Origin of the sequence: Morganella morganii, from assembly GCF_019243775.1 — a bacterium.
GTDB classification, from domain to species: domain Bacteria; phylum Pseudomonadota; class Gammaproteobacteria; order Enterobacterales; family Enterobacteriaceae; genus Morganella; species Morganella morganii.
In genome coordinates, this window is the sequence record NZ_CP069157.1 from 1,472,456 (window position 1) to 1,488,815 (window position 16,360).

General features: G+C 54.3%; 14 protein-coding genes. 13 read left to right on the forward strand and 1 reads right to left on the reverse strand.

What is annotated here, in order from left to right; genetic code table 11:
• Positions 1–400 precede the first annotated feature (400 nt).
• The 13 genes from JL661_RS07130 (at position 401) to nuoN (ending at position 15,320) form a co-directional block, all read left to right on the forward strand.
• Positions 401–847, forward strand: a complete 447-nt coding sequence (locus JL661_RS07130; protein ID WP_004235150.1) for an NADH-quinone oxidoreductase subunit A — start codon at positions 401–403, stop codon at positions 845–847.
• Between the two features lie 18 nt (positions 848–865).
• Positions 866–1,540, forward strand: a complete 675-nt coding sequence (locus JL661_RS07135) for a NuoB/complex I 20 kDa subunit family protein (protein WP_004235152.1) — start codon at positions 866–868, stop codon at positions 1,538–1,540.
• Positions 1,541–1,618: 78 nt separating this feature from the next.
• The gene (gene nuoC, locus JL661_RS07140) at positions 1,619–3,415 is read left to right on the forward strand and encodes an NADH-quinone oxidoreductase subunit C/D (protein ID WP_048884237.1); all 1,797 of its coding nucleotides are present in this window, start codon (positions 1,619–1,621) and stop codon (positions 3,413–3,415) included.
• A gap of 51 nt (positions 3,416–3,466) precedes the next feature.
• Positions 3,467–3,967, forward strand: a complete 501-nt coding sequence (gene nuoE, locus JL661_RS07145; RefSeq protein ID WP_218481044.1) for an NADH-quinone oxidoreductase subunit NuoE — start codon at positions 3,467–3,469, stop codon at positions 3,965–3,967.
• On the forward strand, positions 3,964–5,316 hold the full coding sequence (nuoF, locus tag JL661_RS07150; protein WP_062771477.1) for an NADH-quinone oxidoreductase subunit NuoF: 1,353 nt from the start codon (positions 3,964–3,966) through the stop codon (positions 5,314–5,316). Before nuoE ends, nuoF begins: the two co-directional genes overlap by 4 nt.
• Positions 5,317–5,365: 49 nt before the next feature.
• On the forward strand, positions 5,366–8,098 hold the full coding sequence (gene nuoG, locus JL661_RS07155) for an NADH-quinone oxidoreductase subunit NuoG (RefSeq protein WP_062771479.1): 2,733 nt from the start codon (positions 5,366–5,368) through the stop codon (positions 8,096–8,098).
• Positions 8,095–9,072: an NADH-quinone oxidoreductase subunit NuoH gene (gene nuoH / locus JL661_RS07160; protein ID WP_036417753.1), complete on the forward strand. Its 978-nt coding sequence runs from the start codon at positions 8,095–8,097 to the stop codon at positions 9,070–9,072. Before nuoG ends, nuoH begins: the two co-directional genes overlap by 4 nt.
• 14 nt (positions 9,073–9,086) lie before the next feature.
• A complete protein-coding gene (gene nuoI / locus JL661_RS07165; RefSeq protein ID WP_004235164.1) occupies positions 9,087–9,629 on the forward strand; it encodes an NADH-quinone oxidoreductase subunit NuoI in 543 nt (180 codons plus the stop codon).
• Positions 9,630–9,642: 13 nt separating this feature from the next.
• Entirely contained in the window at positions 9,643–10,179 is a 537-nt protein-coding gene (gene nuoJ, locus JL661_RS07170) for an NADH-quinone oxidoreductase subunit J (RefSeq protein ID WP_004235166.1), read from the forward strand.
• Positions 10,176–10,478, forward strand: a complete 303-nt coding sequence (gene nuoK, locus JL661_RS07175; protein ID WP_004235168.1) for an NADH-quinone oxidoreductase subunit NuoK — start codon at positions 10,176–10,178, stop codon at positions 10,476–10,478. Before nuoJ ends, nuoK begins: the two co-directional genes overlap by 4 nt.
• Complete coding sequence (nuoL, locus tag JL661_RS07180) at positions 10,475–12,316, forward strand: NADH-quinone oxidoreductase subunit L (RefSeq protein WP_004239868.1); 1,842 nt, start codon at positions 10,475–10,477, stop codon at positions 12,314–12,316. Before nuoK ends, nuoL begins: the two co-directional genes overlap by 4 nt.
• Before the next feature lie 19 nt (positions 12,317–12,335).
• Positions 12,336–13,856, forward strand: coding sequence for an NADH-quinone oxidoreductase subunit M (nuoM, locus tag JL661_RS07185; protein WP_024473343.1), 1,521 nt, complete (start codon positions 12,336–12,338; stop codon positions 13,854–13,856).
• A 6-nt stretch (positions 13,857–13,862) separates the two neighbouring features.
• Positions 13,863–15,320 carry an NADH-quinone oxidoreductase subunit NuoN gene (gene nuoN, locus JL661_RS07190; RefSeq protein WP_004239870.1) on the forward strand — a complete coding sequence of 486 codons (1,458 nt, stop codon included), beginning with the start codon at positions 13,863–13,865 and terminating at the stop codon, positions 15,318–15,320.
• Between the two features lie 43 nt (positions 15,321–15,363).
• On the opposite strand, the gene JL661_RS07195 is transcribed toward nuoN, so the two are convergent.
• On the reverse strand, positions 15,364–16,350 hold the full coding sequence (locus JL661_RS07195; protein WP_004239871.1) for an alpha-xenorhabdolysin family binary toxin subunit B: 987 nt from the start codon (positions 16,348–16,350) through the stop codon (positions 15,364–15,366).
• Positions 16,351–16,360: the final 10 nt, after the last annotated feature.

The following is a 16,360-nucleotide window of genomic DNA, read 5'->3' on the forward strand; positions in this document are numbered from 1 at the left end:
GACCTGTTTTCTCAGGTTTTAAGAAATGGTTATGAATTAATCATTTGTTAAATAATTTTCAGCCAAACTGTGATTGAGATCAAAAATATTGCCCCTGTTTGCCGATGGAAAGACAGGTTTTTCCTGAGATAATGGGTTAGTAAAAGCGATGTATCCGTTAATATAATAAAGTTAATTTTCAATTTAGTTACTTACTGACACGTTTTAGCGATAAAGTCGCACAACGGGTTAATCTTAAGTTGACGGTTTGTAACAAAATTGGGAAGAGCGGGGAACAATCCGGGTTACCGGCTTTCTCATCACGATAAGTGTTGTATCCGCCACTGAGTTGTTCCTCTCGTGTGTCGCTGTGGTGCTGTATGCAGGTACGGCAGGCAACACCACCTTTAATGAGTAAGCAATGAGTATGTCAACAGCCACTGAAGTTCTGGCCCATAACTGGGCATTTGCCATCTATCTTTTAGGTGCTCTCGGGTTATGTGCATTTATGTTGCTGGGCGCCCGTTATCTCGGGGGCCGTGCAAAAGCACGCGCCAAACATCTCCCTTACGAATCAGGTATTGACTCGGTCGGCAGCGCACGTCTGCGGATGTCTGCAAAGTTCTACCTGGTTGCCATGTTTTTCGTGATTTTCGATGTTGAAGCCTTATACCTTTTCGCCTGGTCTGTTTCGGTCAGAGAATCGGGCTGGATAGGGTTCACCGAAGCCGCGATCTTTATTCTGGTGTTATTGGCAGGTCTTTTCTATCTGGCACGTATCGGCGCGCTGGACTGGACTCCTGCACGTTCGCGCCGCGAGGTGAAACACCCGAGCGTTGTGAACAAAATCAATAACAATCAACCGTAGTCAATAGTGAGGCACAAGATGGATTATACGCTCACCCGCATCGATCCAAACGGTGAGAATGACCGTTATCCCCTGCAAAAACAAGAGGTTGTTAGTGACCCGCTTGAGCAGCACGTTCACCGCAGCGTGTATATGGGGAAACTCGAGCATGCATTACACGATATGGTTAACTGGGGCCGTAAAAACTCCCTGTGGCCGTATAACTTCGGTCTTTCCTGCTGTTATGTAGAGATGGTGACCTCCTTTACGGCGGTGCACGACGTTGCCCGTTTCGGTGCGGAAGTGCTGCGTGCCTCCCCGCGTCAGGCGGATTTTATGGTTGTGGCCGGAACCTGCTTTACCAAAATGGCCCCGGTTATTCAGCGCCTGTATGACCAGATGCTGGAACCGAAATGGGTTATCTCCATGGGCTCCTGTGCCAACTCCGGCGGTATGTATGACATTTACTCTGTCGTGCAGGGCGTGGATAAATTCATTCCGGTGGATGTGTATATCCCGGGCTGCCCGCCGCGTCCTGAAGCCTATATGCAGGCGCTGATGCTGTTACAGGAATCTATCGGAAAAGAGCGCCGCCCGCTGTCGTGGGTGGTGGGTGATCAGGGCGTTTACCGCGCCAATATGCAGTCAGAAAAAGAACGAAAACGCGGTGAACGGATTGCAGTGACCAACCTGCGCTCCCCGGACGAAATTTAAGGCTTTCGGGCCACCGGGCGCAATATTTGCAATGTGTTGCGTCCATTGAACCCTGAACAACTGTTGTGGTGAAGAATGATGACAGAAAGTAATACGCAGACCGCACAGCGTCCCGCGTGGCAGACTCACGATTACCTGGATGATCCGGTAATTGAGGAGCTGCGCCGTAAGTTCGGTCCTGACGCATTTACGGTTCAGCCGACACGTACCGGGATGCCGGTCGTCTGGGTGAAGCGTGAGCAGCTTCTGGAAGTGATGTTTTACCTTAAGTCGCTGCCGAAACCGTATGTGATGCTGTTCGATCTGCACGGGACGGATGAGCGCCAGCGCACCCATCGCGAAGGTCTGCCTGCGGCGGACTATTCCGTGTTTTATCACCTGATTTCCATTGAGCGTAACCGCGATATCATGCTCAAGGTGGCGCTGAGTGAAAACGATCTGCATGTGCCGACGGTGATTTCCGCATTCCCGAATGCAAACTGGTATGAGCGCGAAACCTGGGAAATGTTCGGTATCATTATCGACGGACACCCGAATCTGCGCCGTATTATGATGCCGCCGACATGGGAAGGGCATCCGCTGCGTAAAGATTACCCGGCGCGGGCAACGGAATTTGATCCGTTTGTCCTGACCAAACAGAAAGAAGATCTGGAAATGGAGGCGCTGACCTTCAAACCGGAAGAGTGGGGCATGAAACGCGGCAACGAGAACGAGGACTTTATGTTCCTGAACCTCGGCCCGAACCACCCGTCTTCTCACGGTGCTTTCCGTATCATCCTTCAGCTTGACGGTGAAGAGATTGTCGATTGTGTGCCGGATATCGGCTACCACCACCGTGGTGCGGAAAAAATGGGCGAGCGCCAGTCCTGGCACAGCTACATTCCGTACACTGACCGTATCGAATACCTCGGCGGCTGCGTCAACGAGATGCCGTATGTGCTGGCGGTGGAAAAACTGGCGGGGATTGAAGTTCCGGCACGTGTGGATGTGATCCGCGTGATGCTGTCAGAACTGTTCCGTATTAACAGTCACCTGCTGTATATCAGTACATTTATTCAGGATACCGGGGCGATGACGCCGGTCTTCTTTGCCTTTACCGATCGCCAGAAAGTTTATGATGTGGTGGAAGCCATTACCGGTTTCCGTATGCATCCGGCCTGGTTCCGTATCGGCGGCGTGGCACACGATCTGCCGAAAGGCTGGGATCGCCTGCTGCGTGATTTCCTCGACTGGATGCCGAAACGTCTGGAATCCTATGTCACTGCCGCACTGAAAAACTCCATCCTCAAAGGCCGTTCCGTCGGTGTGGCCGCTTACAACGCGAAAGAAGCCCTCGACTGGGGGGTGACCGGTGCCGGTCTGCGCGCCACCGGGATCGATTTCGACGTGCGTAAATGGCGTCCGTATTCCGGCTATGAGAATTTCGATTTTGAAGTGCCTGTTGCCGCCAACGGCGACTGCTATGACCGCGTGATGCTGAAAGTGGAAGAAGTGCGTCAGAGTCTGCGCATTCTGGAACAGTGCCTGAAAAACATGCCGGAAGGGCCGTTCAAGGCGGATCACCCGCTGACCACGCCGCCGCCGAAAGAGCGCACGTTACAGCACATTGAAACCATGATTAACCACTTCCTCCAGGTGTCATGGGGTCCGGTGATGCCGGCTCAGGAATCTTTCCAGATGATTGAGGCCACGAAAGGGATTAACAGTTACTACCTGACCAGTGACGGCAGCACCATGAGTTACCGTACCCGAATCCGTACACCAAGTTATGCCCATCTGCAGCAGATCCCGTCGGTGATCAGCGGCAGCCTGGTCTCTGACCTGATTGTGTACCTCGGAAGTATCGATTTCGTTATGTCGGATGTGGATCGCTGATTATGCAAGAACTGAACCCTGAAGCAAAAAAAACACTGCAAGGCGCAGTGAATGCGGCGCAGCCAGCCGGAAAAAAAACCTGATTTTGTGCTGAGTGACGAAGAGCGCGCCGAAATCGAAGCGGAAAAACACCATTACGAAGATCCGCGTGCCGCCTCTATCGAAGCGCTGAAAATTGTGCAGAAGCACCGTGGCTGGGTGGAAGACGGCGCGATTTACGCCATCAGCGATGTGCTGGGCATCCCGGCGAGTGATGTGGAAGGTGTGGCGACATTCTACAGCCAGATCTACCGTCAGCCGGTCGGCCGTCATGTGATCCGTTACTGTGACAGCGTGGTGTGCCACATCACCGGTTACCAGGGGATCAAGGCCGCACTCGAGCGCAAACTGAATATTCAGCCGGGACAGACAACCGCCGACGGCCGCTTTACGCTGCTGCCGACCTGCTGCCTCGGAAACTGTGACAAAGGGCCGACCATGATGGTTGATGAAGATACCCACAGTCACGTTACGCCTGAAGCCATTGAAACGTTACTGGAGCAGTATCCATGACAGTGAAAACGGTTTGCCGTACTGCGGAAACGCATCCTCTCACCTGGCGGTTGCGCGACGACCATCAGCCGGTGTGGCTGGATGAATACCGCAGTAAAAACGGTTATGCGGGGGTGGAACGCGCCCTGAAAGGCATGGCACCGGATGAGATCACAAATCTTGTCAAAGATGCGGGTCTGAAGGGCCGCGGCGGTGCGGGGTTCTCCACGGGTCTGAAGTGGAGCCTGATGCCGAAAGACGAGAGCATGAATATCCGTTACCTGCTGTGTAACGCCGACGAAATGGAACCGGGTACCTACAAAGACCGGCTCCTGATGGAACAACTGCCGCACCTGCTGGTGGAAGGGATGCTGATCAGCGCCTTCGCCCTGAAAGCATACCGGGGCTATATTTTCCTGCGCGGCGAGTACATTGAGGCAGCGAAACATCTGCGTCATGCCATTGAAGAAGCGAAAGCCGCCGGTCTGCTGGGGAAAAATATCCTCGGCAGCGGGTTTGATTTTGAGCTGTTTGTGCACACCGGTGCCGGGCGTTATATCTGCGGGGAAGAAACCGCACTGATTAACTCCCTGGAAGGCCGCCGCGCCAATCCGCGCTCCAAACCGCCGTTCCCGGCCAGTTCCGGGGTCTGGGGTAAACCGACCTGTGTCAACAACGTCGAAACCCTGTGTAACGTACCGGCGATTCTGGCACACGGCAAAGAGTGGTATATCGGTCTGAGTGAAGGTAAAAGCACCGATGCCGGTACCAAACTGATGGGCTTTTCCGGCCGCGTGAAAAATCCGGGTGTCTGGGAACTGCCGTTCGGCACCACCGCCCGTGAAATCCTCGAGGATTACGCCGGGGGCATGCGCGACGGACTGACTTTAAAAGCCTGGCAGCCGGGTGGTGCGGGAACCGACTTTCTGACACAGGATCACCTTGATTTACCGATGGATTTTGAGCACATCGGCAAAGCGGGCAGCCGTCTGGGAACGGCGCTGGCAATGGCGGTGGACAATGAAATCAACATGGTGTCACTGACCCGTAACCTCGAAGAGTTTTTCGCCCGTGAATCCTGCGGCTGGTGTACACCGTGCCGTGACGGACTGCCGTGGAGCGTGAAAATTCTGCGCGCAATAGAAAAAGGGGAAGGCCAGCCGGGAGACATTGAGACATTAGAGCAATTATGTCGTTTCCTGGGACCGGGTAAAACCTTCTGCGCACACGCGCCGGGCGCGGTAGAGCCGTTACAGAGTGCGATCAAATATTTCCGTGATGAATTTGAAGCGGGGATCGTACAGCCGGTTTACGGCAACGTGCAGACCATTGCCGGGATCCAGCCGAACCTGCTGAAGCAGCGCTGGTGATCCCTTACGGATTTTCGTTTAACGCCTGCATAGCAGGCCTTTTGGAAGCATGCTGACTATGGCTACAATACATGTAGACGGCAAAGAATATGAAGTCGACGGCGCGGATAACCTGCTGCATGCCTGTCTTTCGCTCGGACTTGATATTCCGTATTTTTGCTGGCATCCGGCGCTGGGAAGCGTCGGCGCTTGCCGCCAGTGTGCGGTAAAGCAATATCAGAATGCCGATGACACCCGTGGTCGTCTGGTAATGTCATGTATGACACCGGCACAGGACGGCACCTTTATCTCGATTGATGATGAAGAAGCCAAAAAGTTCCGGGAAAGTGTGGTGGAGTGGCTGATGACCAACCACCCGCACGATTGTCCTGTCTGTGAGGAGGGAGGTAACTGCCATCTTCAGGATATGACCGTCATGACCGGGCATTCAGTGCGCAAATACCGCTTCACAAAACGTACCCATCAGAATCAGGAGCTGGGGCCGTTTGTTGCACATGAAATGAACCGCTGTATCGCCTGTTACCGTTGTGTCCGTTACTACAAAGATTATGCGGACGGTACGGATTTCGGCGTTTACGGCGCACACGACAACGTGTACTTCGGGCGTCCGGAAAGCGGCACGCTGGAAAGTGAATTCTCCGGTAACCTGGTGGAAATTTGTCCGACCGGGGTCTTTACCGACAAAACCCACTCTGAACGTTATAACCGCAAATGGGATATGCAGTTTGCACCGAGCGTCTGCCAGCAGTGCAGCGTCGGCTGTAACATCAGCCCGGGCGAGCGTTACGGCGAACTGCGCCGTATCGAAAACCGTTATAACGGTACCATCAACCATTACTTCCTCTGCGACAAAGGCCGCTTCGGTTACGGTTATGTCAACCGTGATGACCGTCCGCGTCAGCCGCAGCAGCGCCGTGGTGATGACTGGCTTACTATCAATGCGGAGCAGGCGGAACGCGCGGCGGCAGATATGCTGTATCACGCGAAACGCACTATCGGTATCGGTTCGCCGCGTGCCAGTGTGGAAAGCAACTTTGCACTGCGTGAACTGGTCGGAGCGGAAAACTTCTTCAGCGGCCTGTCAGCCGGAGAACAGCACCGTCTGGAAATGATGCTGGAAATCTTACAGCAGGGTGGTATCTACACCCCGTCACTGCGTGAGATGGAAAACTATGATGCCGTGCTGGTGCTGGGTGAAGATCTGACTCAAACCGCTGCCCGTGTGGCACTCTCTGTCCGTCAGGCCGTGAAGGGCAAAGCCCGCGAAATGGCCGCTGCACAGAAAGTGGCGGACTGGCAGATTGCCGCTATCCAGAATATCGGCCAGCGTGCGAAATACCCGCTGTTTGTCACAGCGGTGGATACCACCCGTCTGGCAGATGTGGCAGCGCTGCACTACAACGCTCCGGTGGATGATCAGGCGCGTCTGGGCTTTGCCGTTGCCAATATCATTGATAACACCGCGCCGGCAGTCACGGATTTACCGGCAGATGTGAAAGCGCAGGCAGAAATGATTGCACAGGCGCTGAACGGTGCGAAAAAACCGCTGATTATCAGCGGCAGCAACCCGGGCAGTGATGCACTGATTCAGGCGGCGGCAAACGTGGCCTGGGCACTGAAAGATAAAGGTATTGACGCCGGGCTGACCTTTGTCGGCGCGGAAGCCAACAGCTTTGGTGCCGCCATGACAGAAGCGCAGCCGCTGGATAAAGCACTGGCTCTGCTGGCAGACGGCAGCGCGGATACCGTGGTGGTGATGGAAAACGACCTTTACCGCCATGCGGATAAAGCCGCTGTTGACCGTGCGCTGGATGCAGCAGCAAATGTGATTGTGCTGGATCATCAGCGCACTGACATTATGGATAAGGCTTCGCTGATCCTCTCCGCCAGCAGTTTTGCGGAAAGTGACGGTACACTCATCAACCACGAAGGCCGCGCACAGCGCTTCTTCCAGGTCTATGAGCCATCCTTCTACGACAAATCCATCATTATGCATGAAAGCTGGCGCTGGCTGACTGCCCTGTACAATGATCTCAATGAAAACACCCGTGACTGGTCACAGCTTGATCATGTGATTGATGCCTGCATTGAGCAGATGCCGCACCTGGCCGGGATCAAAGATGCCGCACCGGATGCTGCATTCCGTATCCGCGGACAGAAACTGGCCCGTGAGCCGCACCGCTACAGCGGGCGTACCGCGATGCTGGCGAATGTCAGTGTGCACGAGCAGCGTCAGCCGCAGGACAAAGACACGGCGTTTGCCTTCTCGATGGAAGGGAACAACAGCCCGTCAGCACCGCGTCAGCAAATTCCGTTTGCCTGGGCGCCGGGCTGGAACTCACCGCAGGCATGGAACAAATTCCAGGCGGAAGTGGGTGGTCATCTGCGTTTCGGTGATCCGGGTGTGCGTCTGTTCAGCGAAAAAGACGGCGGTATGGATTACTTCAGTACCATTCCGGCGGCATTTGCGCCGCAGCAGAATGTCTGGACGGTTGCGCCGTATTATCACCTGTTCGGCAGTGAGGAATTATCACAGCGGGCACCAGTGATTCAGGAACGTATGACGGACAGCTATGTGATGTTAAATGTACAGGATGCACAGCAGCTGAATGTGGCGGAAGGTCAGATTCTGTCGGTACAGCTGACTGACGGCGCCCTGACACTGCCGGTGCGTATCAGCACACAGCTGACAGCCGGACAAATCGGTCTGCCGCTGGGTATGCCGGGCATTTCGCCGGTACTGGCGGGTGCGGCGGTTAATCTGCAGGAGGTGGCACAATGAGCAGCTGGTTTACACCTGAATTAATCGATGTGCTGATTAATGTTCTCAAAGCCGTTGTGATCCTGCTGGTGGTTGTAACCTGCGGTGCCTTTATGAGTTTCGGTGAACGCCGCCTGCTGGGGCTGTTCCAGAACCGCTACGGGCCGAACCGTGTGGGCTGGGGCGGGTCGCTCCAGCTGGTCGCGGACATGATCAAAATGTTCTTTAAAGAGGACTGGACACCGAAATTCGCTGACCGCTTTATCTTCACCCTGGCGCCGATGGTGGCATTCACCTCGCTGCTGCTGGCCTTTGCGATTGTACCGGTCAGCCCGGACTGGGTGGTGGCGGATCTCAATATCGGGATCCTGTTCTTCCTGATGCTGGCGGGACTGGCGGTATATGCTGTTCTGTTCGCGGGCTGGTCGAGTAACAACAAATACTCACTGCTCGGCGCAATGCGTGCCTCGGCGCAGACGGTCAGTTATGAAGTGTTCCTCGGACTCTCGGTTCTGGGTGTGGTGGCGCAGGCGGGTTCCTTTAACCTGCTGGATATCGTCAACTCCCAGACCACAGTCTGGAACGTTATTCCGCAGATTTTCGGCTTTATCACCTTTGCGATTGCGGGCGTGGCAGTGTGTCACCGTCACCCGTTTGACCAGCCGGAAGCTGAGCAGGAACTGGCGGACGGTTATCACATTGAATATTCGGGGATGAAGTTCGGTCTGTTCTTCGTCGGGGAATATATCGGTATCGTGACAGTTTCCGCCCTGATTGTGACGCTGTTCTTCGGGGGCTGGCACGGACCATTCCTGCCGCCGTTTGTCTGGTTCGCGCTGAAAACCGCTTTCTTTATGATGATGTTTATCCTGATCCGTGCGTCGCTGCCGCGACCGCGTTATGACCAGGTGATGTCATTCGGCTGGAAAGTGTGTCTGCCGCTGACACTGATAAACCTGCTGGTGACAGCAGCCGTGATCCTGATAGCTCAATAAGGGGTGATTGAACCATGACATTGAAAGAGTTAGTGGTTGGTTTCGCCACCCAGGTACGCAGTATTTGGATGATAGGGCTTCATGCCTTCCATAAACGCGAAACCCAGATGTACCCGGAAGAGCCGGTTTACCTGCCGCCGCGCTACCGAGGCCGGATTGTGCTGACGCGCGACCCGGACGGTGAGGAGCGCTGTGTCGCCTGTAACCTGTGCGCCGCGGTATGTCCGGTCGGCTGTATCTCTCTGCAGAAAGCAGAACATGAGGACGGCCGCTGGTATCCGGAATTTTTCCGCATCAACTTCTCACGCTGCATTTTCTGCGGATTATGCGAAGAAGCCTGCCCGACCACCGCAATCCAGCTGACGCCGGATTTCGAACTGGGTGAGTTTAAGCGCCAGGATCTGGTGTATGAAAAAGAAGATTTATTAATCTCCGGTCCGGGTAAATATCCTGACTATAACTTCTATCACAAAACCGGGATGGCGGTTGCGGGCAAAGCCAAAGGCGAAGCCGACAACGAAGCCAAGCCGATTGATGTGAAAAGTCTGCTGCCATAAGGGGAGAAAATCCATGGAAATTACCTTTTATGTCGCCGGACTGATCGCCATTCTGGCCACGCTGTGTGTGATCACACAGACCAACCCGGTGCATGCGCTGCTGTATCTGATCACCTCGCTGCTGGCACTCTCTGCGGTCTTCTTTGCTCTCGGCGCTTATTTCGCCGGGGCACTGGAGATTATCGTCTACGCAGGTGCCATCATGGTGCTGTTCGTGTTTGTGGTGATGATGCTCAACCTCGGGCGGGCGGTTGTCGACCAGGAACGCAAATGGCTGTCCCCGTCTGTCTGGATGGGGCCGGGCCTGCTCTCGGCAGTTCTGCTCGGCGTGATGATTTACGGCATCAGCTCTCTGAAAGATAACGGTATCGCCGGTGAGGTGGTTACCGCAAAACAGGTGGGTATCAGTCTGTTCGGCCCGTATGTTCTGGTGGTTGAACTGGCCTCCTTCCTGCTGCTGGCGGGTCTGGTGGTGGCATACCACATCGGGCGTGACGAAAAAGCGGGCGGCGATATTGTCAGTCAGCGCAACACGGAGGAAAAAGCATGATCCCTCTGCACCACGGATTAATTCTCGCGGCTGTGCTCTTCATCCTCGGTTTCACCTGTCTGGTGATCCGACGCAATCTGCTGTTTATGCTGATTGGCCTGGAAGTGATGATTAACGCGGCGGCTCTGGCGTTTGTCGTCGGCGGCAGCTACTGGAACCAGCCGGACGGACAGGTGATGTATATCCTAGCCATCAGTCTGGCGGCGGCTGAAGCGAGTATCGGGCTGGCACTGTTGCTGCAATTGCATCGTCAGCGTCAGGATCTGGATATTGATAAAGTCAGTGAGATGCGCGGATGAACTTACTCTTTTTAACCATTTTGCTGCCGCTGATTGGCTTTCTGTTATTAGCCTTTTCACGCGGCCGCTGGTCAGAAAATGTGTCAGCCACCATCGGCACCGGTTCGGTGGGACTGGCGGCACTCACAGCGCTGTGGGCGGGGATGGATTTCTTCGCTAACGGCGGCGGGGTGTATCAGCAGACACTGTGGACATGGATGGATACCGCTTCCTTCTCCATCCCGGTTACCCTGGTGCTGGACGGCCTGTCGCTGACCATGCTGGGTGTGGTCACAGGTGTCGGTTTCCTGATCCACATGTATGCCTCCTGGTATATGCGCGGTGAAGAGGGCTATTCCCGCTTCTTCGCCTACACCAACCTGTTTATCGCCAGTATGGTGATTCTGGTGCTGGCCGATAATATGCTGCTGATGTACCTCGGCTGGGAAGGGGTGGGGCTGTGCAGTTATCTGCTGATCGGCTTCTATTACACCAACCCGGCCAACGGCGCAGCGGCAATGAAAGCCTTTATCGTCACCCGTATCGGTGATGTGTTCCTGGCGATCGGCATGTTTATCCTGTGGGATAAACTGGGCACCCTGAGCTTCCGTGAACTGGCGGTTCTGGCTCCGCAGCATATTGCGGCCGGTTCTGACCTGATTTTCTGGGCGACTCTGATGATCCTCGGCGGTGCGGTCGGTAAATCCGCGCAGTTACCACTCCAGACCTGGCTTGCGGACGCAATGGCCGGTCCGACACCGGTTTCGGCACTGATCCACGCCGCAACCATGGTAACCGCGGGTGTGTATCTGATTGCCCGTACCCATGAGCTGTTCCTGTTATCACCGGAAGTGCTGCATTTAGTCGGCGTGGTCGGTGCTGTCACCCTGGTGATGGCCGGTTTTGCCGCGCTGGTGCAGACGGATATCAAACGTGTTCTTGCCTACTCCACCATGAGCCAGATTGGTTATATGTTCCTGGCGCTCGGTGTGCAGGCGTGGGATGCGGCGATTTTCCACCTGATGACCCATGCATTCTTCAAAGCCCTGTTATTCCTGGCCTCCGGCTCGGTGATCCTGGCCTGCCACCACGAGCAGAACATCTTTAAGATGGGCGGACTGCGGAAAAAAATTCCGTTTGTCTATCTCTGCTTCCTGGTGGGCGGTGCCGCACTGGCCGCACTGCCGCTCATCACCGCCGGTTTCTACAGTAAAGATGAAATCCTGTGGGGTGCGGTGGTTCAGGGTCAGAACCCGCTGTTTATCGCCGGTCTGGTCGGTGCCTTTATGACATCGCTCTATACCTTCCGGATGATTTTCATCGTGTTCCACGGCAAAGAGCATACACAGGCGCATGCGGTGAAAGGCTTTACCCATACTTTCCCGTTACTGGTGCTGATGGTGCTCTCCACTGCCGCCGGTGCCTTTATCCCGCAACCGCTGCACGGCGTGTTCCCGGCGGAAACCCTTACCGGTTCTGCTGACGGCAAACTGACTACCGAAATTATTTCCGGTGTGGTTGCTGTGGCGGGGATTGTGCTGGCCGCAATGCTCTGGCTGGGCCGTCGTACGCTGGTGACAGCGGTTGCGAATTCCGCGCCGGGACGCTTCTTCTCGGCCTGGTGGTTCCGCGCATGGGGCTTTGATGACCTGTATGATGCGATTTTTGTTAAGCCGTTTAAAGCGGTGGGCTGGTTGCTGCAGAGTGACCCGCTGAACAGCCTGATGAATCTGCCTGCGCTGTTTGCCCGCTGGAGTAACAAAGGACTGAGCCTGAGTGAAAACGGACAGGTCCGCTGGTATATCGCCTCTATGGGGCTGGGTGCAGTGCTAGTTCTCGCTCTGCTGTTTTTGGTTTAAATAAGGGACACATTGCGCCATGCTATTACCCTGGCTGATTTTACTTCCCTTCATCGGCGGCCTGCTGTGCTGGCAGGCTGAGCGCTTCGGCACAAAGCTGCCGCGCTGGATCGCGCTGCTGGCGATGGGGATCACGTTATTTCTTTCTCTGTATCTGTGGATGCAGGGGAACTACAGCTTAGTTAACCCGAAAGGCGTTCCGGACTGGCAGGAGCAGTATTTCCTGGAGTGGATCCCGCGTTTCGGTATCAATATTCATCTGGCTCTGGATGGTCTGTCGCTGCTGATGGTGGTGCTGACCGCGCTGCTCGGCCTGCTGGCTATCCTCTGTTCCTGGGGTGAAAACCAGCCGTATCAGGGCTTCTTCCATCTGAACCTGCTGTGGATCCTCGGCGGTGTGATGGGCGTGTTCCTGGCGATGGATCTTTTCCTGTTCTTCTTCTTCTGGGAAATGATGCTGGTGCCGATGTACTTCCTGATCGCACTGTGGGGACACAGTGGTTCCGACGGCAAAACCCGTATCGGGGCGGCAACCAAGTTCTTCATCTACACCCAGGCGAGTGGTCTGGTGATGCTGATTGCCATTATGGCACTGGCGATTGTTCATCATAACGCCACCGGCCAGTGGAGCTTCGCGTATGAAGATCTGCTGAACACGCCGATGAGTTACGGTGTGCAGTATATGCTGATGCTGGGCTTCTTTATCGCGTTTGCGGTCAAGATGCCGGTGGTTCCGCTGCACGGCTGGCTGCCGGATGCACACAGTCAGGCGCCGACAGCAGGTTCTGTCGACCTGGCGGGTATTCTGCTGAAAACCGCTGCTTATGGTCTGCTGCGTTTCAGTCTGCCGCTGTTCCCGGAAGCCTCTGCGGACTTCACACCAATCGCCATGTGGCTGGGTGTCGTCGGTATCTTCTACGGCGCGTGGATGGCGTTCAAACAGACGGATATCAAGCGTCTGATCGCCTACACCAGCGTGTCGCATATGGGCTTTGTGCTGATTGCGATTTACTCGGCGAGTATGCTGGCGTATCAGGGTGCGGTGGTGCAGATGATTGCACACGGTCTGTCGGCGGCGGGTCTGTTTATTCTGTGCGGTCAGTTATATGAGCGCCTCGGCACCCGTGATATGCGTCAGATGGGCGGTCTGTGGAAGCGGATTAAATTCCTGCCGGCACTGTCACTGTTCTTTGCGGTGGCAACGCTCGGGATGCCGGGTACGGGTAACTTCGTCGGTGAATTCATGATCCTGTTCGGCAGCTTCGGCAGCTACACCCTGATCACTGTGATTTCCTCTGCGGGTCTGGTGTTTGCTTCCGTTTACGCGCTGTGGATGATGCAGCAGGCGTATTACGGTGCACCGAAGTCTGAAGAGCCAATCGCGGGCATGAATCTGCGTGAATTTTCCATCGTGATGCTGCTGGTGGTCTTACTGGTGATTCTGGGTGTTTACCCGCAGCCGGTGCTGGATACCTCGTCAGCGGCGATGGCAAACATTCAGCAGTGGTACACTGCTTCAATTTCAAATACAGGGTTGTAACGCGCCATGACAATAACTCCTCAACAACTGATCGCACTCTCACCACTGCTGATTATCGGGTTGACAGTGGTGGTTGTGATGCTGTCCATTGCGTGGCGACGCGATCACTTTATTAATGCCACACTGACCGTCGTTGGTCTGAACCTCGCGCTGCTGTCTCTGTACTTTGTCGGACAGCAGCCGGCGATGGATGTGACACCGCTGGTGCACATCGACGGCTACAGCATGTTTTACACCGGGCTTATCCTGATCTCGTCACTGGCCACCACGACCTTTGCGTATTCGTGGCTGGAGACCTATCCGGATAACAAAGAAGAGTTCTATCTGCTGGTACTGATTGCCACACTCGGCGGCATCCTGCTGTCGGGCGCGGATCACCTGGCATCCTTCTTTATCGGGATTGAACTGCTGACACTGCCGCTGTTCGGGTTGATCGGCTATGCCTTCCGCCAGAAGCGTTCGCTGGAAGCGTCCATCAAATATATGCTGATGTCAGCGGCGGCTTCGTCCTTCCTGCTGTTCGGGATGGCGCTGCTGTACGCGGAATCCGGTGACTTATCTTTTCAGGGCTTAGGCCGCAGCCTGGCGGACAGTCAGATCCATCAGCCGCTGGTTCTGACCGGACTGGGGATGATGATTGTCGGTATCGGCTTTAAACTGTCCCTGTTCCCGTTCCAGTTATGGACACCGGATGTGTATCAGGGTGCTCCGGCACCGGTCTCCACCTTCCTGGCAACCGCCAGCAAGATCGGGATTTTCGCTGCGGTGCTGCGCCTGCTGGTACTCGCGCCGATGGCGGATTCCGGGACATTGCAGACCGTTCTGACGGTGATTGCGATTGCCTCAATCCTGTTCGGTAACCTGATGGCGATCACCCAGAACAGCATCAAGCGTATGCTGGGTTACTCTTCGATCGCACACCTCGGTTATCTGCTGGTGGCCTTTATCGCGGTGAATGATCCGAAACTGGCAGAAGAGACAGCGGGTATCTACCTGGCGGGTTATCTGTTTGCCAGCCTCGGTGCGTTCGGTGTGGTCAGTCTGATGTCCAGTCCGTACACCGGGCCGGATGCGGATTCCCTGCATGCCTATCGCGGCCTGTTCTGGCGTAAGCCGGTTCTGGCTGCGGTCATGACCGTAATGATGCTGTCACTGGCCGGGATCCCGATGACGTTCGGCTTTATCGGTAAGTTCTTCGTGGTGGCGACCGCCGTGAATGCGGAACTGTGGTGGCTGACAGCCGCTGTGGTACTCGGCAGTGCAATCGGTCTGTATTACTACCTGCGTATGATGATCAGCCTCTATATCCGCGGTTCGGAATCTCCGGCCCGTATGGCACCATCCAACTGGGCGATGAGTGCAGGCGGTATTGTGGTTCTGCTCTCCGCGATTATCGTGGTCGTGCTCGGTATCTGGCCGCAGCCGTTTATTACACTGACCGGATTCGCAGTTCTGAGTTACTGATATTTGTACTGAGAAAAACCGGGCTGATTTCAGCCCGGTTTTTTTATGCCATACCGATAAAGATCGAAAAATAGCGGCGGTGCGCCAGAATAAGGCTATCGAGCCCGGGAAGAGGGACATTCTGGCTTAAATAAGGCTCATACTGACTGACACTTTGCAGCCAGTGCAATAATACCGTACTGATCCGGTTGTTAAATTCCCGCAGCTCAGGCAGTAACACCTGCGCATTACTGACTTCCTGCATCTGATCCTGCATGTGTTTCAGGTCTTTTTTCAGATTACGGATAATTTTACTGAGATCATAGATCCGTTGACTGACTGTTGTTCTGGTATCGACCAGCTGAGCATAGCTCAGCCCCTCTGTCAGAGTATTTACTACAGCGGAAATAACACGCTGGAGTTCATTGAGAATAAATCGTTCGGAAGAGGACAACTCTACATCCTTCAGTTGTTCAGCGGTTGGCAGTGTGGTTGTACCGAAGATTGACTGAAATCCGCGCTGATGAATAATCTCTTCTGACTGAATAATTACAGCCAGTTTTTCCTCCCAATACAATTTATCACAGGTAAATTTTTCAATATCCGGCAGTGCCATGGTGATCGTTTTGTCCAGATAGGACTGCTGATGTAATAATCCGCCCTGCAGTAACGGGAGCGCGGTAGTATCATATTCAGTATTAAACTGAGTATTAATCGTATTCACAGAATGATAGATGGTATTAATCTGACTGAGCAAAAACCCGTAAATTTGTTTTTCATGAGGTAGTGAAAAAGAATTAGCTTCGGTATCCGAAGAGAGGGCATTAAATAGAACATCCGGATCTAAACTATGCAGCTGAGAATAAATGGTTGCGGATTCTGATGAAATAATATTCAGCATCCGTGTCTGCCATTTTTTAATATCACGGAGCTGAGCATGCAGATCAGCGGTAGGTAATGACAATGCTTCAATATTCTTACTGATATCATTAATTTTAGCTTTAATATGTGCCAGGGTAATGTTTTCAGGATTGATGTCAGAATATATCATAATAATCTCC